This is a genomic window from Paenibacillus sp. JCM 10914 (genome assembly GCF_001315105.1).
Lineage (GTDB): Bacteria > Bacillota > Bacilli > Paenibacillales > Paenibacillaceae > Paenibacillus_AQ.
Map to the genome: position 1 here is coordinate 498430 of NZ_BAZR01000001.1, position 19948 is coordinate 518377.

13 protein-coding genes and 4 pseudogenes are annotated in these 19948 nt (G+C 49.8%); 15 read left to right on the forward strand and 2 right to left on the reverse strand.

The features are described 5' to 3' along the window. Positions 1-18 precede the first annotated feature (18 nt). The 7 genes and pseudogenes from JCM10914_RS02265 (at position 19) to JCM10914_RS02295 (ending at position 6738) form a co-directional block, all read left to right on the forward strand. Positions 19-741 carry a ThuA domain-containing protein gene (locus JCM10914_RS02265; protein ID WP_023956920.1) on the forward strand — a complete coding sequence of 241 codons (723 nt, stop codon included), beginning with the start codon at positions 19-21 and terminating at the stop codon, positions 739-741. Positions 742-1024: 283 nt separating this feature from the next. After that, a pseudogene (locus tag JCM10914_RS02270) lies at positions 1025-1572 on the forward strand (uracil-DNA glycosylase). Positions 1573-1721: 149 nt separating this feature from the next. Further along, complete coding sequence (locus JCM10914_RS02275; RefSeq protein ID WP_023956923.1) at positions 1722-2042, forward strand: helix-turn-helix domain-containing protein; 321 nt, start codon at positions 1722-1724, stop codon at positions 2040-2042. A gap of 173 nt (positions 2043-2215) precedes the next feature. Next, entirely contained in the window at positions 2216-2881 is a 666-nt protein-coding gene (locus JCM10914_RS02280; RefSeq protein ID WP_023956925.1) for a hypothetical protein, read from the forward strand. A gap of 163 nt (positions 2882-3044) precedes the next feature. Continuing rightward, positions 3045-5481, forward strand: a pseudogene (nirB, locus tag JCM10914_RS02285) (nitrite reductase large subunit NirB). A 95-nt stretch (positions 5482-5576) separates the two neighbouring features. Continuing rightward, positions 5577-5894, forward strand: a complete 318-nt coding sequence (nirD, locus tag JCM10914_RS02290; RefSeq protein ID WP_023956933.1) for a nitrite reductase small subunit NirD — start codon at positions 5577-5579, stop codon at positions 5892-5894. A gap of 49 nt (positions 5895-5943) precedes the next feature. After that, positions 5944-6738 (forward strand): formate/nitrite transporter family protein, encoded by a 795-nt coding sequence (locus JCM10914_RS02295; protein ID WP_023956935.1) that lies wholly within the window; start codon positions 5944-5946, stop codon positions 6736-6738. Positions 6739-6807: 69 nt separating this feature from the next. On the opposite strand, the gene JCM10914_RS02300 is transcribed toward JCM10914_RS02295, so the two are convergent. Continuing rightward, positions 6808-6966 carry a hypothetical protein gene (locus JCM10914_RS02300; RefSeq protein WP_023956937.1) on the reverse strand — a complete coding sequence of 53 codons (159 nt, stop codon included), beginning with the start codon at positions 6964-6966 and terminating at the stop codon, positions 6808-6810. 112 nt (positions 6967-7078) lie between these two features. Further along, positions 7079-7803 (reverse strand): annotated as a pseudogene (locus JCM10914_RS02305) (Crp/Fnr family transcriptional regulator). A 274-nt stretch (positions 7804-8077) separates the two neighbouring features. Between JCM10914_RS02305 and adhE the strand changes: the two are divergent. The 8 genes and pseudogenes from adhE to JCM10914_RS02345 all read left to right on the forward strand — a co-directional run bounded on the left by adhE (position 8078) and on the right by JCM10914_RS02345 (position 19933). Beyond that, the gene (adhE, locus tag JCM10914_RS02310) at positions 8078-10687 is read left to right on the forward strand and encodes a bifunctional acetaldehyde-CoA/alcohol dehydrogenase (protein WP_023956943.1); all 2610 of its coding nucleotides are present in this window, start codon (positions 8078-8080) and stop codon (positions 10685-10687) included. Between the two features lie 263 nt (positions 10688-10950). After that, positions 10951-13193, forward strand: a pseudogene (gene pflB / locus JCM10914_RS02315) (formate C-acetyltransferase). A gap of 46 nt (positions 13194-13239) precedes the next feature. Next, positions 13240-13956: a pyruvate formate-lyase-activating protein gene (gene pflA / locus JCM10914_RS02320; protein ID WP_023956950.1), complete on the forward strand. Its 717-nt coding sequence runs from the start codon at positions 13240-13242 to the stop codon at positions 13954-13956. Positions 13957-14144: 188 nt separating this feature from the next. Then, positions 14145-15494: an ABC transporter substrate-binding protein gene (locus JCM10914_RS02325; RefSeq protein WP_023956952.1), complete on the forward strand. Its 1350-nt coding sequence runs from the start codon at positions 14145-14147 to the stop codon at positions 15492-15494. Between the two features lie 93 nt (positions 15495-15587). Then, on the forward strand, positions 15588-16472 hold the full coding sequence (locus JCM10914_RS02330) for a carbohydrate ABC transporter permease (RefSeq protein WP_023956954.1): 885 nt from the start codon (positions 15588-15590) through the stop codon (positions 16470-16472). Next, a complete protein-coding gene (locus tag JCM10914_RS02335) occupies positions 16472-17299 on the forward strand; it encodes a carbohydrate ABC transporter permease (protein WP_023956956.1) in 828 nt (275 codons plus the stop codon). Before JCM10914_RS02330 ends, JCM10914_RS02335 begins: the two co-directional genes overlap by 1 nt. A gap of 22 nt (positions 17300-17321) precedes the next feature. Continuing rightward, complete coding sequence (locus JCM10914_RS02340; RefSeq protein WP_023956959.1) at positions 17322-19151, forward strand: sensor histidine kinase; 1830 nt, start codon at positions 17322-17324, stop codon at positions 19149-19151. After that, a complete protein-coding gene (locus JCM10914_RS02345; RefSeq protein ID WP_023956961.1) occupies positions 19148-19933 on the forward strand; it encodes a response regulator in 786 nt (261 codons plus the stop codon). The genes JCM10914_RS02340 and JCM10914_RS02345 overlap by 4 nt, the downstream gene beginning before the upstream one ends. Positions 19934-19948: the final 15 nt, after the last annotated feature.

A 19948-nucleotide genomic window follows, 5' to 3' on the forward strand; every position in this document is an offset into this window, starting at 1 on the left:
ATTAGGGGGAACGGCAATATGCTGAATGTAACCATATGGAATGAATTCGTACACGAGAAGATCCATGATGAGGTGCGTCAGGTATATCCGAACGGCATTCATCAAGCACTGGCGGAGGGGTTGGAGCATTCTGATTTTATGATCAGAACGGCAACGCTGGATCAGCCGGAGCATGGATTATCCGACTCGGTACTGGATTCAACCGATGTGCTGTTGTGGTGGGGACATATGGCTCATGACCAGGTTAGCGACGAGATTGTGGGCAAAGTAGTGCAACGCGTACTGGACGGGATGGGTCTGATCGTTCTTCATTCGGGTCATTTCTCCAAGGTATTCAAAGCGCTGATGGGCACGAGTTGTGATCTGAAGTGGCGCGAAGCGGGGGAGCAGGAGATTATGTGGAGCGTCAATCCGACACACCCGATCGCTGCTGGCATTACAGGTCCGATTGTCATCGAGCATGAGGAGATGTATGGAGAATTCTTCGATATTCCTGCACCGGATGAACTAGTCTTCGTCAGCAATTTCGAAGGAGGGGAAGTGTTCCGCAGCGGCTGCACGTTCAAGCGCGGGCATGGGAACATCTTCTACTTCCGCCCAGGGCATGAAACCTATCCGACCTACTACAACCCCGAAGTGCTGAACGTCATCGCTAACGGGATTCGTTGGTCTGCTTCGACGGCAGGCAAGCAAACCTATGGCAATAGCCAACCGGTGCGAAATCTGCCTGTAATGGTTTAAATATTGCTACATGTTCATCGGTAATCATCGCGAGTCGTCCAGGATTGTTCCTGGGGGCTCGTTTTTGCTATTAATAAGCTATTTACGTAATTTTTTTGTGAGGCTGGGGAAGGATATATCTTCAAACAGGGTATTGTATGGTATACATGAAGGGGGGAAGAACATGGATAACATACAAAGTGCCGTCGTAGATCCTAACATTATCGCGCTCTGCCGAGCCAGACTCGCCCATGAACCAGTCGAGGGGTTCCTGCTCGGCAGAGGAACAAGGAAAGCGAAGGTTATGTTTGTGGGGGAAGCACCGGGAGCAAGTGAAGTGATGGAAGGGAGACCTTTTGCCGGGCAAGCAGGCAAAGAGATGGATATGTACCTGGATCGCCTTGCTCTGACCCGTGCGGAGGTCTACATGACCAGTACGATGAGAAGCCGACCCTATAAGGAAAAAACGATCGTGCGAGCCGATGGTCAGAAGGTCATAAGTCGCTCGAACCGGACGCCAACCAAAGTTGAAATCATGCGCATGCGCCGATTCTGGATGAAGAGATTGCCTGGGTGCAGCCCAGGATCATCGCTCCCATGGGAAATATCGCGCTGCACCGGCTCATTGGCAGTCATGAGACTGTCACATCCTTACACGGGAAACTGATTGAGGGACCGGTTCAACAGACGGCTAGTCTGGAAGACCCGGGAGCAGGATATCAGTTTTCGATGAACACCTATATGATATTTCCTCTGTTCCATCCAGCCTCCGTGCTGTATAATAGAACATTATCCCCGTTAATTGAAGGGGATTTGGAACAATTGGCTCGTTTGATTACCGAAGAATGCTGATTTTCTGGGAAATAGGGGCTAGATGGTTTTCAGTTTCACAAAAATATGCTAAAATGAAATATGCTTACTAATCGTAAGTTTTAGCATCACCAGTACTACATGATATAACTAAACTAACCAAGGTGACTTCGTAAAGAGGTGAGGATATTATGGAAGTTACGAATATGACGATGTGTCCACGTTTTGAATCGGCATTTTCATTTTTGGGCAAGCGTTGGAACGGACTGATTATCCAGACGTTGATGAGCGGACCCAAGCGATTTAAGGATATTTCGAATCTGATTCCATCCATGAGCGATAAGATGCTGTCCGAGCGGATGAAGGATTTAGAATGCGAAGGCATATTAAGTCGCCATGTGTATCCGGAGACACCGGTCCGTATCGAATATGAACTAACCGAGAAAGGCAAAGCCCTGCAACCCGTGATGGAACAAGTCTCGGCTTGGGCGGAGCATTGGATCGATAAATAACTGCTTTATCCCGTAATGGTGATATCAATGACACACGAACCCTGGCATGAGACTACTCATACAGGGTTTTTTTGACAAATGAGGACGGCTTGGTATCTTGCTGGGACTTGCACCAACAAGCCTAACGAACGATATGATATCAATAGACAGCGTAATGAAGGAGGCGAGCCCATATGAAACGGATGTATATTTCCCAATTGCATTACGGACAAGAAGATATTGCAGAGCTTAAACAGGCATCTACGAAAGTGCAGCACATTTTTAAGAAAACCAAAGATATGGTGAGCCAGTATTTTCCTGAATCGCTGCGGCTCAAGTTATTCGAGGCTGACTTAGATTCGAACGCTCCGCCTGGCAGAAGCAGCGAAGAGATGTTCCAGAAGTGGGTCAAGGGACCAAGCGGCTGGAAGTTTATCGATTATGAGTTTGGCCACTCCCACGATCAGGTTGCCTCGGACAAAGGCTGGCTGGGAAGATTTCTGCAGGTGATCATCTGGTCGCACTATGAGAATATATTGATGCTCCATCCGTTCCTCGGAAGTGAACCGTTCTTCGACGGGGAGGAGCTTGATGTTATCGCGAATTATTTTGTTCCTACTTATATGAACGTGGAGCCGCTCATGGAGAGAGGGAAGGCGATCAAGAAGATACAATCCAGCATCGTATTGTATCAGGAGCATATCCAGGCACCGGCTGTTGCGATGGAAGCGGATGGACACTGGCTTGAAGGAAACTGGATGACAGGTGTGAATCTGGATGCCAGAGGGTTCGCCGGAATCAGTCCGTACTTAAAAATATCAAATGGCGAGCGAACCTATATGGAAGCTCAGATCATTTAGAAGGTCACAATAACCTTGTTCCGATCCGGACAGGGTTATTTGGTATTTTTATTTAATAATTGTGAAATAAATCACAAAAATTAATGCCCTAAAACGATATAATTTAGGTGAAAGGAATGGAAGCTCACGATCACCAGATAACGTGTTGGGGAGGAATCAAGTGATGTCCGATATAAAGAGAGAAAAGTTAGTTGTTATTGGCAACGGTATCGCTGGGATTAGCACGGTCGAGCAAATCATGAAATTAGGCGGGAAGTTTGACATCACCGTCATTGGACAGGAGCCTCACCCGAACTACAACCACATTATGCTGTCGTATGTATTGGAAGGCAGCAAATCATTGGACGATATTGTATTGAACAGTTGGAAATGGTACGAGGAGAACCATATCACCTTGCATACGGGTGTGACCGTGACCGCCATCGATGGGGAGCACAGGGTCGTGACGACCGGCAACGGATTGAAGATTCCTTATGACAAAGTGATTATTGCAACGGGTTCGAGGCCTTTTGTTTTACCTGTACCGGGGAGTGACAAAGAAGGGGTTATCGGCTTTCGAAACATTGCCGACTGCACGCAGATGCTTCAGGCCGCAAAGGCATACAAGAAAGCGGCTGTCATCGGCGGTGGACTCCTGGGTCTGGAAGCTGCCAAGGGGTTGGTCAGCCTGGGCATGGAGGTGACGGTGGTTCATCTCATGCAGGATCTGATGGAGAGTCAGCTGGATGCCATGGCATCGAGAATGCTGCAAAGGGAGCTTGAACGGCAAGGCATCCGTTTCTTACTAGGTAAACAAACCACAGAAATATTGGGCGATGCTAGGGTCACTGGGCTCCGGTTCAAGGATGGAGATGAGCTTGAAGCCGAACTGGTGGTCATGGCCGTGGGCATCAGAGCTAACGTCGCTGTGGCACAAGCGAGCGGTATCGAAGTGAACCGGGGAATCGTGGTGGGCGATCATCTTCAGACGTCTTGGCCAGATGTGTATGCGGTTGGCGAATGCTGCGAGCATCGGGGCGTATGCTACGGTCTGGTTGCGCCGTTGTTCGAGCAGGGACAGGTACTTGCGAGGCAACTATGCGGCGTGGAGGGCAAGCCTTACGAGGGAAGCATCGTATCGACGAAGCTGAAAATCAGCGACGTTGATGTGTTCTCCGCCGGAGAGTTCATGGAGCAGCCTGAGCACTCGGTGATCGTGGCGAAGGACGATTGGCGCAAAACCTATAAGAAAATCTTGCTACGCGAGAACACCATCGTCGGTGCGATATTGTTCGGGGATGTGAGCGATGCGACAAGCCTTCAATCGATGATTCGGAAAAAGACGGCTATGACCGAAGATATTTACGATTCGATCATGGGTACCGACAGTGCGGGAAAAGGAAGCGGTAAGGCGTTTTCGCTGGAAATGATGCCCGATGATGAAATCGTGTGCGGGTGCAACGGCGTAACCAAGAAAGGCATTGTGGATGCCGTTACGCTGCAAGGCTTCACGACTGTGGATGAAATCAAAGCTTGCACGGGAGCGACGCGCTCTTGCGGCGGTTGCAAACCTGTCGTGGAGCAAATACTCCAGAGCGTATTGGGAGATGGCTTTAAGGCAGCAGGTAAACAAGGAATATGCCCATGCACAACACTCGACCGGGACGAGGTCGTCGCGGAAATCCGTGCCAAGGGACTTACCACGACGAAAGAAGTCATGCATGTTCTGGAATGGAGTAATCCGGAAGGCTGCTCGAAATGCCGTCCGGCCATTCATTACTATCTGGCGATGCTGAATCCGGTGACTCATCAGGAGGAGAGGGAATCCCGTTTCGTCAACGAACGAATGAACGCCAACATTCAAAAAGACGGCACTTACACCGTCGTTCCTAGAATGTACGGAGCGTTACTACGCCGGAGGATCTGAAGAAAATCGCGGATGTATCGCTTAAATTTAACGTGAAGGTCGTGAAGGTTACCGGGGGACAGCGTCTGGATCTCATCGGCGTGAAGAAGGAAGATTTACCGAGTGTTTGGGAAGAGTTGGATATGCCGTCAGGTTATGCGTATGCCAAATCGCTGCGGACCGTCAAGACTTGTGTGGGTTCTGAGTTCTGCCGTTTCGGTACGCAGGATTCGATGGGCATGGGGGCATTTCTGGAGGAGAAATTCGAGAGACTGGACTTTCCGGCGAAATTTAAAATGGCGGTTAATGGATGTCCGCGAAATTGCGCCGAATCGTGCACGAAGGACATTGGGATCGTCGGCAATGACGGCGGATGGGAAATATTCATCGGAGGCAACGGCGGAACGAAGGCGCGTCTGGCCGATTCGTTCTGTAAAGTGAAAACGGATGAGGAACTGATCGAGCTCTGCGGTGCTTGATGCAACATTACCGCGAAACCGGCAAGTACCTGGAAAGAACGTCGGAATGGGTAGAGCGTTTGGGATTGGAGCAAATCCGCGCCGCGATCCTTGACGACACGAAACAGCGTCAGGAACTGGTGGAAAGAATTGAGCTTGCCCTAAAGCAAGTAGAGGATCCGTGGAAGAAAGTGCTGAACGACGATAAGCTGCGAAATACGTTATTTCAGGACGCAAGACCGGTCGGCAGCAAGTAGAAGGGGGAGGAACCTGCTTCCCTTTTGTTGCCTGATCATAAAGAGTTAATATGAGTTTGGATGAGGATCGAGCAAAGAAGCGGAGGTTGCATGTTATGGAGACCGGAAGATTGATTACGGTAGGAAATGAAAATGAATTTCTGTCACAACTCGGAAGGGTGGTCCAAATCGGAGATCGGGAGATTGCCGTTTTTCGGACTTCGGATCATCAATGGTTTGCTTTGGAGAATAGAAGTCCTCACCCCAAAGGGGGACCGTTAGCCGAAGCCATCGTATCCGGGCATTTCATCTACGATCCGTTGTACGATTGGAAAATCGAGCTTTCGACAGGGCTTGTACAGGCTCCGGATGAGGGTCAAGTGCGTGTATATCCGGTTCGCGCCGTGGACGGAAAGGTTGAGGTCGTGGTTTAAGGCGAGAAATATAGCATATTCAACAGACGAAATCGAGGGGTAGTAGCCTATGTTTAAAAATGATGTGGAAGCCGTCGTAAATGTCGCCATCGCGAAGAAAGAGCAGATGAATGGGAATCTGCTGCGTTACATGGTATCGGCTATGCTGGCCGGTGCGTATGTCGGTATTGGGATTATCTTGATATTTAAGGTGGGTGCACCGCTGGCAACCGCCGGTTCGCCCTACCAATCCCTCGTCATGGGTGCCGCGTTCGGGATCGCGCTCACATTGGTTGTGTTCGCCGGAGCAGAGTTGTTTACCGGGAATCATATGTTTTTTACGATAAGCACGTTATCCAAACGAACGACGATAGGCGATACGCTGAGAAACTGGGTACTCGTGTTTATCGGCAATCTGGCCGGAGCGATTCTGTTCAGTTATCTGATTTATGCTACCGGCTTGTTCAAAGGCCTGCCGCCGGATCATCTCATCTTCACGGCTGCTGCCAAGAAAATGAACGATCCGTTCATGGAACTGTTTTTCAGAGGCATATTGTGTAACTGGCTTGTATGTCTGGCCCTGTGGATGGGGATACGCGCCAAAGGAGAGACCACGAAACTGATCTTAATCTGGTGGTGTCTGTTCGCCTTCATTGCGACAGGGTATGAACATAGCGTGGCGAACATGTCGCTTCTGACACTAGCGACGATATTACCAGGGCATCCCGAGAGCATCTCCATTGGCGGATGGATTAGCAACATGGTGCCGGTCACACTGGGGAATATCATTGGCGGTGGGTTATTTGTAGGCATGGCTTATTGGTTTATATCCTCGGATAAAGGACAAAGGAAACGGAACGGTTAATAATAAAAGCAGGCTGTCCTCTCGGTTGAACCCGAGTCAGGACAGCCTGTAATTCTGTCTTCCATTCCGTTACCGGCGTTCTACGAGGTCAATTGCACCGAGCACAATATGAGCCAGGCCAAAGCCAAGAATACCGGTCGCGGCAAGTTTGTACTTGCTGCTAAGCAGAGCGGCACCTGAAGCAGATACTACAGTTCCAAGAACAGCAGGGATCAGACCTTCACGCATGCTGAGCACTCCTTTTATGTGGGTTTGGAGAGACAAGCCTTATTGTGGGCAATGCGTCGCATATTATACACATGATGCTGACTAACACTAATTCGTAAATAGATGGGGAACATCAGATTCGACATATCTCGTTCGGACAGAGCTCGCAGTGGCATATTTCCTGCAGCATCGATAGATTTTTAATAATGATCATACCCGAGGTATATTCAATGACTTCCTTTTTACGCAGATCACTAAGCATCCGATTTACACTTTCGCGAGTAGCGCCAATCATGTTGGAGAGATCCGTATGCGTGATCTTCTTATGAATGAGAATTGAATCATCCGCATGGGGCTGGCCATACGTATTTCCTAGACGGATAAGAGTTGAAGCCAAGCACCCGGCTTGCCGTACATCATCAGGTCACGGAATTTCGTTTGGGTGATTCGGTGGTAGACGCCCATCCACTTCATGAAATCAATGGCAAAATCACAATGCTGGCAGATCAGCATCTGTAAATCCTTATGATCAATGACACCTACAACACTGTCTTCCATCACCTCTGCCGAGAAGCTATGGCTAGTGCCGAAGAATGGATCGGCTTGCCCGGCCATGTCGCCTGGATGATGCATGTATAGTATAAGCTCTTTGCCTTCGTCCGTAGATTTTGTTATTTTGACGCGACCCTTTTTCACATAATACAACTTATCAGCGAAGTCTCTCTCCCAGAACAGGTGCGAGCCTTCAGGGTATATTCTTTCCTTCATGGTGTCGAGCAGACGATTACGATTCTGTTCCGAGAAGCCCTGTGTGTTTCCTCTGGTATCCATTTCCACAAGCCGATCCACAGTTTTCATATCGGTATCTCCTTTATCATCCTCGAATGGGGTCTGTTCTATCTATAATTCAATTATAACGTGAAAACATTCACTTGAGTGGCTTGCGGGGAGGGAAATCATGGCGAATTTTCAAACATTGTGATCTCTTTCACTTGTGAGAGAGGGAAGAAGGATATCAATCACACAAAAAAAGCCGATTTTATTGTTGTGAAAAAATTCACATAAATTTGGTTTTGGTTGTGTTACGATCGAAGCGTAGACGATGAAAAAAAAGCATAGGAGGATGAGAGAGATGGCTGTGAGCAAAGAAAAGGTCGAAGCGAAAGGGCAAACGGCAGCGGCACACATTCAAGATCTGGTGGACAAAGCCAACCGGGCACAAGAGAAATTCATGTCTTTGAATCAGGAGCAGGTTGACGGAATGGTGCAGGCGATGGCCCTTACCGCCATCGAGAACCATATGCGGCTCGCCAAGTTGGCGGTGGAGGAAACCGGGCGCGGCGTATACGAAGACAAGATCATCAAGAATTTGTATGCAGCGGAGTACATTCACAACAGCATCAAGTACAACAAAACCGTGGGGATCATCGAAGACAACGCCTATGACAGCTTTCAAAACATTGCGGAGCCGATCGGCATCATCATGGGAATTACCCCGGTAACCAATCCGACCTCAACGACGATATTCAAAGCGCTCATAGCCATGAAAACAAGAAACCCGATCATCTTTGGCTTTCATCCGTCCGCACACGTATGCAGTAGAGAAGCGGCGATGGTCCTGCGGGACGCGGCCGTGAAGCAAGGTGCCCCGGCCGATTGCATCCAATGGATCGAAGCGCCTTCCATGGATAAAACCAACGCGCTGATGAATTCCCCCGATGTCGCCTGCATCTTGGCCACGGGCGGTTCCGCGATGGTGAAAGCCGCATACAGCTGCGGTAAGCCTGCCCTCGGCGTAGGACCAGGCAACGTGCCGTGTTTCATCGAGAAGAGTGCGGATATCGATCAAGCGGTGAACGATTTGATCTTGTCCAAGACGTTTGATAACGGCATGATCTGCGCTTCCGAGCAGGCCGTCATTATCGAGGAGCCGATCTATCAAACGGTGAAAAAAAAGATGACCGCGAGCGGCTGCTATTTTGTAAACAAGGAAGAGCTGGCGAAGCTGAATGCGCATGCCATGGTAGCCGAGAAATGCGCGGTCAATCCGGCCATCGTCGGACAGCCGGCAGCCAAGATTGCCGAAACCTGCGGCTTCGAGGTGCCGGAGGACACCAAGATCCTGGTCGCGGAGCTTGCGGGAGTCGGTCCTGCCTATCCGCTGTCTGCCGAAAAATTGAGCCCGGTTCTGGCCTGTTACAAGGCGAAAGACGCGGAGGAAGGCATTACGCGTGCCGAAGAGATGGTTGCTTTCGGCGGCATGGGCCACTCGTCGGTCATCCACTCCCACAATGAGGACGTCATCATGAAGTTCTCGGACCGCATGAAGACGTGCCGCATCCTGGTCAACCAGCCTTCCTCGCAAGGTGGGATCGGGGACATCTATAACACGAACCTGCCGTCGTTGACGCTCGGCTGCGGTTCGTACGGCCGCAACTCCACTTCGTCGAACGTGACGGCCGTCAATCTCATCAACGTGAAAAGGGTGAACCGCAGAACCGTGAACATGCAGTGGTTTAAAGTGCCGGATAAAATTTATTTCGAAAAAGGCTCCACGCAGTATCTGGCGAAAATGCCGGACATCACCCGCGTCGCGATCGTGACCGACCCCGTAATGGTGAAGCTGGGTTACGTGGAGCGCGTAGAGCACTATCTGCGCCAGCGCAGAGTGCCTGTAGTCATCGAGGTCTTCTCGGATGTGGAGCCCGATCCTTCGACGACGACCGTAGAACGCGGAACAGAGCTGCTGGAGCGATTCCAGCCGGACTGCATCATCGCCCTCGGCGGTGGATCGCCGATGGATGCGGCCAAAGCGATGTGGCTGTTCTACGAATATCCGGATACGGATTTCAACGATCTGAAGCAAAAATTCATGGATATCCGCAAACGGGTATATAAATATCCGAAGCTTGGACGGAAGGCGAAGTTCGTGGCGATTCCGACCACGTCGGGAACGGGCTCGGAAGTGACTTCGTTCGCCGTCATCACAGACAAAATACAGGGACATACCAAGTACCCGTTGGCCGACTACGAGCTAACGCCGGACGTAGCTATCATCGACCCGGAATTCGTATACACCTTACCGAAAACCGCGGTGGCCGATACCGGGATGGACGTGCTGACGCATGCGATCGAAGCCTACGTGTCGGTGCTGGCGAATGATTATACGGATGGGCTCGCCATCAAGGCCATTCAACTGGTGTTCCAGTATCTTGAGCCATCGGCCTTAACCGGCGACAAACTCGCCCGCGAGAAAATGCATAATGCTTCGACGTTAGCAGGCATGGCTTTTGCGAATGCGTTCCTTGGCATCAACCACAGCTTGGCTCATAAATGGGGCGGACAGTACCATACGGCGCACGGACGAACCAACGCGATCCTGATGCCTCACGTCATTCGTTACAACGCCAAGAAGCCGACGAAATTCGCGGCCTGGCCCAAGTACACTCACTTCGTGGCCGACGAGAGATATGCGGAAATCGCGCGGATCCTCGGGCTGCCGGCCAGAACGACGGAAGAGGGCGTGGGCAGCCTGATCGCCGCCATTCGGGAGCTGAACGGCAAGCTCGGTATCGAGGAATCGTTCCAACAGCTCGGCTTCGATCCTCAAGATTTCGAGAAACGGGTCGCACATTTGGCGGACCGGGCTTTCGAAGACCAATGCACGACCAGCAATCCGAAGCTGCCGCTGGTGTCTGAACTGGCGGACGTGTACAGGAACGCATTCTACGGCCGATTCTAGCGCAGGGTAGTGTCAGAGTGATAAAAATCACGAAAAACCATTAATTTGTGATTAATATCACATATTTCGATAAGCAACAGGATTACAATATAGGTGTAGAGCAGAGTTGTTGAATCTCAGATCTTCGATATTGAAACTTGCAGACACATGGCGGGGGAAGAAGTAACATTGATCGTGAAATTATTCACATTAAGATCTGAGATGGATCAATGCGTGCCCCCGCCCGTCCTGCGAGCCGCAGCATAATATAGGAGGGATTCAATATGTCGGTGATTGAAAAGGCGGGCTGGAAAGGGTTTACATCAGGGAAATGGACCAGACGCATTGACGTTAATGAATTCATTGCAGCAAACATGACCCCTTATTACGGCTCAGAGCAATTTTTAGCGGGACCCACGGATAACACCAAGGTATTGTGGGATATCGTATCGGAGTTGACCAAGAAAGAACGGGATAACGGCGGGGTTCTGGATGTAGACGTCCATACGCCTTCGACCATCACTTCCCACCAACCCGGCTATTTGGATAAACATAAGGAGCAGATTGTCGGCGTTCAGACCGATGAGCCTTTCAAACGATCGATTCAACCATTCGGCGGCATCAAAATGATGATTGATGCTTGCCATGCCTACGGGTTCGAGATACCGCAGGACGTGGTGGATATGTTCACGAATATTCGCAAGACGCATAACCAGGGCGTGTTCGACGCCTATACCGCCGAGATGAGAGCGGCCCGCAAGGCCGGGATCATTACAGGATTGCCGGATGCTTATGGGCGGGGACGCATCATTGGCGACTATCGCCGGGTAGCGCTGTATGGCGTAGACTTCCTGATTCAAGACAAGATGAGGGAGCTTGGCGAACTGGAGACCGATGTCATGGATGAGCCGACCATTCGTTTGCGGGAAGAGATATCCGAGCAGATTCGGTCGTTGGAGGAATTGAAGGTGATGGCGGCCATGCACGGGTTCGACATCTCGGAGCCTGCGACTGACGCCAAGGAGGCATTTCAATGGCTGTATTTCGGTTACTTGGCCGCGATCAAAGAGCAGAACGGGGCGGCGATGTCCCTCGGCCGAGTATCATCCTTCCTGGATATCTACATCGAACGCGACCTTGCCAGCGGCAAGCTTTCCGAGCAGTCGGCACAGGAACTGGTAGACCACTTTGTGATGAAGCTTCGGATCGTGAAGTTTCTGCGGACGCCGGACTATAACGAGTTGTTCAGCGGCGATCCGACCTGGGTGACGGAGTCGATCGGCGGCATGTCGATGGACGGCACGACAAGGGTTACCAAGAATAGCTTCCGCTTCCTGCACACGCTGTACAATCTCGGTCCTGCCCCCGAACCGAATCTGACCGTGCTCTGGTCTGATAAATTGCCGGAAGGTTTCAAGAAATACTGTGCTAAAGTCTCAATCGAAACCAGCTCCATACAATATGAGAACGATGATCTGATGCGTCCGATCTTCGGGGACGATTATGGAATTGCTTGCTGCGTCTCTGCCATGCGCATCGGCAAGCAAATGCAATTCTTTGGGGCGAGAGCCAATCTGGCCAAAGCACTCTTGTATGCGATTAACGGGGGTAAGGACGAGAAGTCCGGCGCCCAGGTCGGGCCGGAATATCCGCCGATCACGGACGAAGTTCTTGATTACGAGGCCGTCATGAAGAGATTCAAGCCGATGATGGAATGGCTGGCCAAGCTTTACGTGAACACGCTCAACGTGATTCATTATATGCATGATAAATATAGCTACGAACGGATTGAAATGGCGCTGCACGATAGGGATATTCTGCGGACGATGGCCTGCGGCATCGCCGGGCTGTCCGTAGCAGCGGACTCGCTCAGTGCGATCAAGCATGCGAGCGTAAGGCCGATTCGGAACGAGCAGGGAATCGCGGTCGATTTTGAAATTACCGGAGACTTCCCGTGTTACGGCAATAACGACGATCGGGTCGACAGCATTGCGATCATGCTGGTGGAGTCCTTCATGGGCATGATCCGCAAGCACCGCACCTATCGCGACGCGATGCCGACGCAATCGGTCCTGACCATTACGTCCAACGTGGTTTACGGCAAGAAGACCGGCACTACGCCGGACGGGCGCAAAGCTGGCGAGCCGTTCGCGCCGGGAGCGAATCCGATGCATGGACGGGACCGCAAGGGGGCGCTGGCCTCGCTGGCCTCGGTAGCGAAGCTTCCGTACGAGGATAGTTTGGACGGTATCTCCAACACGTTCTCCATCGTACCGGGCGCGCTAGGGAAAGAACATTCGGCAGGCGTGAGCAATCTGGTTGCATGATGGATGGCTATTTCGGCAGCGATGCCCATCATCTGAACGTCAACGTATTCGATCGGGAGCAGCTCATCGACGCGATGGAGCATCCAGAGAATTACCCACAATTGACAGTGCGTGTGTCAGGCTATGCGGTCAATTTCGTCAAGCTTACGCGCGAACAACAGCTGGACGTCATCCATCGTACTTTCCACGGCTCCATGTAACCTTGGATTTAATCGACAAATTGCGGATATAGAAAGGATGACTCCCATGCTCAAAGGTCATATACATTCCATAGAAACGTTCGGAACGGTGGATGGTCCGGGTATCCGCTTTGTCCTTTTCATGCAGGGCTGCTTGCTGAGATGTCAGTACTGTCACAATCCGGATACCTGGGGACTGAACGAGGGTTATGAAATGACGGTAGAGAAAGTGTTGGATGAGATAGAACCCTATATAATCTATTATCGTTCTTCAGGGGGCGGGATTACGGTTTCTGGAGGCGAGCCGACGCTGCAGTATCCTTTTGTAACTGAACTGTTCAAGGCAGTGAAGCAGCGCTGGAATCTGCACACTACACTGGACTGCAATGGGTACAGTGAGCCGGAGAAGATATCGGAGCTGCTCGATTATACGGATCTGGTTCTCCTTGATTTAAAGCATATCAATGATGAGAAGCATATCGAGCTGACAGGCAAATCCAATGAACGAACCTTGAAGACGGCACGCTGGTTGTCCGATCATAATCGGAAGATGTGGATCCGCCATGTGTATGTTCCCGGTATTCATGATCATGAAGCAGACTTGATGGCGTTAGGTCAGTATATACGAACTCTAGATGGTGTGGAGAAATTTGAGATACTGCCGTATCATCAGATGGGTATATATAAGTGGGAGCAATTGGGCCTCATGTATCCGCTGAAAGGCGTTCCTTCCCCTTCTTCGGATCAGATAACACGTGCATATCAGCTTATAGGTGAAGTATAAATGCTTGGAGTATAATGCATGACAATAGGATCAGATGATTCATGATAACCTTCCCTTTTCAGGGAAGGTTATTTTTTTATTAGACAATATTGCCCCTCTCCTAGATAAATATCAACCTATTCTTTATTGCAATCGCTTTCTATAATGGAGACATGAAGTGAATATATACATGGGGAGGGTCAAGTAAGATGAAGAGAAAGGGTCTTGCATTATGGATGTCGCTTTTACTTGTTTCATCTACGCTATTGTCTGCATGCGGAGACAAGGGTTCCGGGAATGCATCAGGAACTGGGGGAGCGGACAGCAACGAGCCGTTTGAAATTACGATCCGCCATACCCAAGTAGGAGAGTCCAAGAAATTCCGTCTGGCACTTCTTAACGATGTAGTCAGTAAAACCGAAGCCGCTGTTCCGGGACTCAAGATCAAGCTGGATGCAGTCGATTCCGAGGTAAACCGTAAAGAGAAACTGCGGGGAGAGATGGCCGCAGGCAAACCACCTGAAGTATTCGATGTGTTCGGCAGCCCGGACGCCGGCGTTTATGCCAAGGAAGGATTGATGCTTGACTTGACTCCAATTCTTGAAGAGCTTGGCATTAAAGACAAATTTACAACATTGGATCCGTTTACCCATGACGGAAAGATCTACGGATTGCCGATCGGCGGTTCGATTGAAGGGATTTTCTATAACAAGGATTATTTCGCGCAAAAAGGCCTCTCGGTTCCCCAAACATTAGCGGAGCTGGAGCAAATCGCAGAGACGATTAAGGCAGACGGCAAAATTCCATTTGCCCAATCTTCTAAGGATGCCTGGATTCCGCTCATGACAACGAACAATTTGTGGAGCTACTATGCAGGGGCAGAAGTAACATACGGCTTCAAGACCGGAGAGACCAAGTGGACGGATCCGAAAGTCGTTGAAGGCGTGAAGAAACACCAGGAATGGGTGGAAAAAGGCTACTTCAAAAAAGGCGAATTGGGCTTTGAATATGCCGACATGAGAAATCAGATCATCTCTGGTGAAGCCATGATGATGATGGACGGGTCTTGGGCGAACTCCGTCTTTAGAGACGCTGCACAAGCAGGCGACATGGTAGGCAAGATCGGATATTTCAATCTGCCTCCAGTGAATGTCGGTGATCCGATTGTCGTGATGCAGGATGCGAATAATGGTTACGGCTTCTCCGCTGCCGTGAACAATGACCCGCGCAAGCTTCAAGCGGTGAAGGAATTCATCAAGAATATGTGGACCGACGAGATGCAACTGCGCGGTTTGAAGGAAGATGGCGTGCTGCCAGCGATGAAGATGGATTTGGACACAATGAATTCCACATCCGATGATCCGCTCATGCAGGATATTTTCAAGGCAGTCAGCGAGATTGACAAGTCCTTCCCGGCGTTTGATGCACTTGTTCAAGCTGACGTGAATACGGCGCTCAGCATGGGAATCCAGCAGGTAATCGGCGGCGAACTTGACGCCCAGAAGATGCTCGAGAACGTACAGGCGGCACAGGAAGCTGCAAACGCAGCAGAGGAGTAAGCGCTTAATAGCATAAGAGACGATATGGGCGCCACTGCTGATCATGGGGGGCGCCCTTTCGTCTAATCCAACGATTCAGACCTGGAGGTTACCATGAACAAGGCGTTGCGAAACCCGCTGATATACATCGTTTTTGTGCTGCCGGCATTCGTTTTATTCCTGGCGTTTTTTATTTATCCGATCTTTACGGCTATTGATAACAGCTTCACGAGTTGGAATGGGATATCCAAGGATGTAACCTATATCGGATTCGATAATTACACGACGGCTGTTCACGATATTGCTTTTTGGAAGTCTGTGCGAAATAACGTGTACTTTATTTTGTTCTCCTGCCTGCTTCAGGTACCGGTCATCGTCATCTTCTCACTGCTCATCGCTAATGTGAAGCGACTGAAGGGGCTATATAAAACAGCGGTGTTCGCTCCATCTATTATGTCGACAGCCGTGATCGGCATACTGTGGGGCTTCATCTACAATCCGGATTTTGGATTGATGAATGAGCTGCTCGGCTTGGTTGGCATTGAGCCGATCTATTGGTTATCCGATCGCAAGTGGGCCATGCTTGCCATTCTGATTACGAACGCCTGGCAATGGACCGGGTTTTACATCGTGATGGTGCTTGCCGCTATCATCTCCATTCCGAAGGAGCTTGATGAAGCAGCTGCGATCGATGGAGCTACCGGCATGCAGCGGGCAACAAAAATCACACTGCCGCTAATCATGCCGATTATCTCTGTTGTCATCATGTTGTCCATCGCGGGCGCGATGAAAGCAGCGGACATTATACTTGTGATGACAAAAGGTGGTCCAGCCGGTTCGACCGACGTCATGGCGACCTATATGATCCGCTATGCGATAACCAGCTTCAAGCACGGCTTCGGCAATTCGATTGCTGTACTGATCTTTATCTTTACGATGATCATTACAGTGCTATATCAGGTTCTGATTGCACGGCGTAACGAAAGGGTTGAATACTGATGAGGGCGATAAAGAGACTGATTCCGCATATATTCTTGATGGCTTATCTGCTCACCATCTTGTATCCGTTCCTGTTCGTATTGTTCTCCTCTGTGAAGACGGATAACCAATCGATTGCCACCAATCCGTTCGGCCTGCCGAGCACTTTCGTCTTTGATAACTACGTGAATGCGTGGGTGAATGCGAAGATCAGTACCTACTTCCTGAATAGTTTATACATCGGTGTGCTATCGGCCTGCTTGTCGATCCTGTTTGCAGCGATGCTGGCGTTTGCTGTGACCAGGATGCGTTACAACCGGATCAGCGCCATTATTTTTCAATGTATCTTGATTGGGATGCTCATTCCGAACAACTCGCTTCTGCTGCCCATTTACGGGTTAATGTCGCGACTGGACATTCTGAATACGCATATGGCCTTAATTCTGCCTTATGTAGCCAACGCCATACCATTCTCGGTTATTATTCTGGCAGCATTCATGCGTTCGCTGCCAGGCGAAATTGAGGAAGCCGCGGTAATAGATGGATTGAGGTCTCCGGGGTTGTTTGTTAAGATTATCTTACCTCTAACCGTTCCGGCAATTGTTACCGTATTTATCATTAACTTCCTAGGCAACTGGAACGAATTCTTGCTCGCTAACTATTTCCTCTCCAGCGATGAACTGAGAACGCTCCCTGTCGGCATGGTCGGCTTCAGAGACGCTTACAATATGAACTATGCCCAGATGTCGGCCGGAATCGTATTCAGCGTGCTGCCTGTCCTAATCATCTATGCAGTTCTTCAAGAGAAAATAATTGAAGGAGTCACCGCAGGAAGTGTTAAGGGGTAATTTACGGAGCAGGAGCATGCGCATGAATTTACGTAACAAATTGTTTACGGCATTTCTCGGGCTTATCATTATTCCCTTATTTGTACTCGGTCTTTTCACTTTTTTCATCACCTATAATTCAATTGAGAAAAAGTACAGTCAGCAGGCCGAATACTCACTCAAGGCGATCAGCTACAGTCTGCTGAATGTCTTCAAGGAGATGGAGTATGTGACGGATAACGGCATCGCGACTTCGGTCTTTGCGATGGCTCTTAACGCCAAGGATCCATATTCCCAGAACCTGATAACCGACTCCGAGCAGTTGAATCTGAATGAGAGGCAGCGCAGCTTCCGGAATTTGTTGTATAACCATCCTGCGATCAGCTATGCTTTTTTGTACCATTTCAGCCAAGAGAAACCGCCGATACCGATTTTCAGTAAAGAGAACTTTCGAACGTTGCCGTATAAGGAGTTTAAGAACAGCCCTCTGTATGAGGAAGTCGTCGAGTTGAACGGCATACCGAAATGGCTGGCTCCGCATGAATTCCCTGAACTGACGGGCGCAGACCCGGTATTCACGCAGATTCGGCTTATTAAGGATGTTTCGACTCTGCGCAAGCTTGGTATCCTCGTCGTGCAGATCAAGAAGTGGGAGTTCGAGGAGATCTTTCGGAATCTGACAATTCCAAACAATATCCAGAACACTTCCTTTATGGTGGTTAACAACGACGGCTTAATATTGTTTGATCCGCAGAACAGTATGGACGGTCAGAACATCAGTCAGTACATGAAACGAAACGTGGAGTTCCAGCGAGGTTATCAGAGCTTTAAAGCCAAGTTCAATGGTAAGGAAAATATCGTTTCCGTCTACCATCTGAAGGATTATGACTGGAATCTCGTCTCGATCACAGATTGGCACTCTTTGTCCCAGGAAGTCACGTCCTTCGCTAAATGGTTCTTTGTGATCATGGGCATCTGTCTCGTGACAGCGATCGTGTTCAATCGGCTGTTCATGAACCGCATTACAGGAACGATTGCGGTTATCGTCAGATTTATGCGGCGGGTGGAGGACGGCGATTTGAATGCCAGAGTCGAAGAGAAGGGCGAGGATGAGCTGCTGCTTCTATCCCAGGGCTTTAACAATTTGATGAATCGGATCAACAATCTGTTTGGTCAGATCAAGAAGGAGCAACGACAGAAGACTGAGGCGGAGATGCGTGTGCTGCAAGCCCAGATTAAACCGCATTTCCTGTTCAATACACTTGAATCGATCAATGTGCTGGCCATCCAGAATGAAGGACGTAAGGTAAGCGAAATGGTGTACCGTCTGGCGAGCATCCTGCGCATTAGCATACAGGATCGGGAAGAGATCACGCTGGAGGAAGAGATCAAACATTTGCAGAGTTACCTCGAAATTCAGAAATTCCGTTTCGAGGACGTATTTGAATATGAGATCGATGTGCCGAAGGATCTTCTAAACAGCCGTATCCTGAAGCTTACCCTGCAGCCACTCGTGGAGAACAGCATTCAGCATGGATTCGAAGGGATATCTTATACCGGCTGGATTCGCATATCTGCCTGGAAAGAACTCGGTAATGTCATGATCCGAGTGGAAGACAACGGCCTTGGCATGACGTCCGAGCAGTTATCCACTTTCGAATACATGATACCGGAGGACGATGTGTCGCGACAAGCTACGATGCAGAACCTAAAAGTAAATCAAGAGCGTCGCGGGCTCGGGCTCCGCAGCGTCGCGGACCGTATTCGAATTCAGTACGGTGATTACTATGGACTGTTTATCTGTTCCAGCCGTCCAGGCGGAACCGTAATCCAATGCGTTATACCAATTACGACAGGGGGAAGAGCAGAATGATGAAGGTATTATTGGTGGATGATGAAGCTCCGATTCTAAACAATCTGAACAAGGTGCTGCCTTGGGAGGATATGGGCATGAAGGTGGTAGGACTTGCCCGCAGCGGGATGGAGGCGCTTGAGCTGACAGAGCAGCATCATCCGGACCTCATTCTATCGGACATCCGAATGCCGGTTATGGACGGATTATCTTTTATTACGAAGGTGCGGGAGATGGGGAGCCGGGCGGAAGTATTCTTGTTAACCGGCTATCAGGAATTTGAATACGCGCGCGAAGCGATCAAACTCGGAGTGAAAGATTATATAAGCAAACCCATACATTATGGCGAACTGGAGATGAAGATTCGAGAGATTGGGGAGGAGATTCGCAAGAAGAAAGCGAAAGAGAAGTATTACAACACCGTTTCGCTCATTGATGAAGCACCCAATCCTGAAGCTGCCAAGAAATCGCCTGAGCAGCTCGTCTCCGCCGCATTGGAGTACATCAACACGCATATGGGCCAAGACCTTGGAATTGAGGAACTATCGGAACATTTAAGTATCAGCTCCAGTTATTTCTGCCTGTTGTTCAAGAATCATGTCGGCCTTACATTCGTTGAGTATTTGACAAGACAGCGGATGGAGGCGGCGAAGTTCCTGCTTGCGAACAGTGACAAAAACATCGCGCAGATTGGTTCATTTGTCGGCTATCACGAACGCCGGTACTTCACGAAGGTATTTCAGAAGGCAACGGGGATGACCCCTTCGGAATTCCGCGAAATGTCCAGCGAAGCAACGGTGTGATCTCCCAGAATTCAT

Coding starts and splice junctions, on each gene's coding strand:
- JCM10914_RS02265 (WP_023956920.1), top strand. CDS start 19: ATGCTGAATGTAACCATATGGAATGAATTCGTACACGAGAAGATCCAT.
- JCM10914_RS02275 (WP_023956923.1), top strand. CDS start 1,722: ATGGAAGTTACGAATATGACGATGTGTCCACGTTTTGAATCGGCATTT.
- JCM10914_RS02280 (WP_023956925.1), top strand. CDS start 2,216: ATGAAACGGATGTATATTTCCCAATTGCATTACGGACAAGAAGATATT.
- nirD (WP_023956933.1), top strand. CDS start 5,577: ATGGAGACCGGAAGATTGATTACGGTAGGAAATGAAAATGAATTTCTG.
- JCM10914_RS02295 (WP_023956935.1), top strand. CDS start 5,944: ATGTTTAAAAATGATGTGGAAGCCGTCGTAAATGTCGCCATCGCGAAG.
- JCM10914_RS02300 (WP_023956937.1), bottom strand. CDS start 6,966: ATGCGTGAAGGTCTGATCCCTGCTGTTCTTGGAACTGTAGTATCTGCT.
- adhE (WP_023956943.1), top strand. CDS start 8,078: ATGGCTGTGAGCAAAGAAAAGGTCGAAGCGAAAGGGCAAACGGCAGCG.
- pflA (WP_023956950.1), top strand. CDS start 13,240: ATGCTCAAAGGTCATATACATTCCATAGAAACGTTCGGAACGGTGGAT.
- JCM10914_RS02325 (WP_023956952.1), top strand. CDS start 14,145: ATGAAGAGAAAGGGTCTTGCATTATGGATGTCGCTTTTACTTGTTTCA.
- JCM10914_RS02330 (WP_023956954.1), top strand. CDS start 15,588: ATGAACAAGGCGTTGCGAAACCCGCTGATATACATCGTTTTTGTGCTG.
- JCM10914_RS02335 (WP_023956956.1), top strand. CDS start 16,472: ATGAGGGCGATAAAGAGACTGATTCCGCATATATTCTTGATGGCTTAT.
- JCM10914_RS02340 (WP_023956959.1), top strand. CDS start 17,322: ATGAATTTACGTAACAAATTGTTTACGGCATTTCTCGGGCTTATCATT.
- JCM10914_RS02345 (WP_023956961.1), top strand. CDS start 19,148: ATGATGAAGGTATTATTGGTGGATGATGAAGCTCCGATTCTAAACAAT.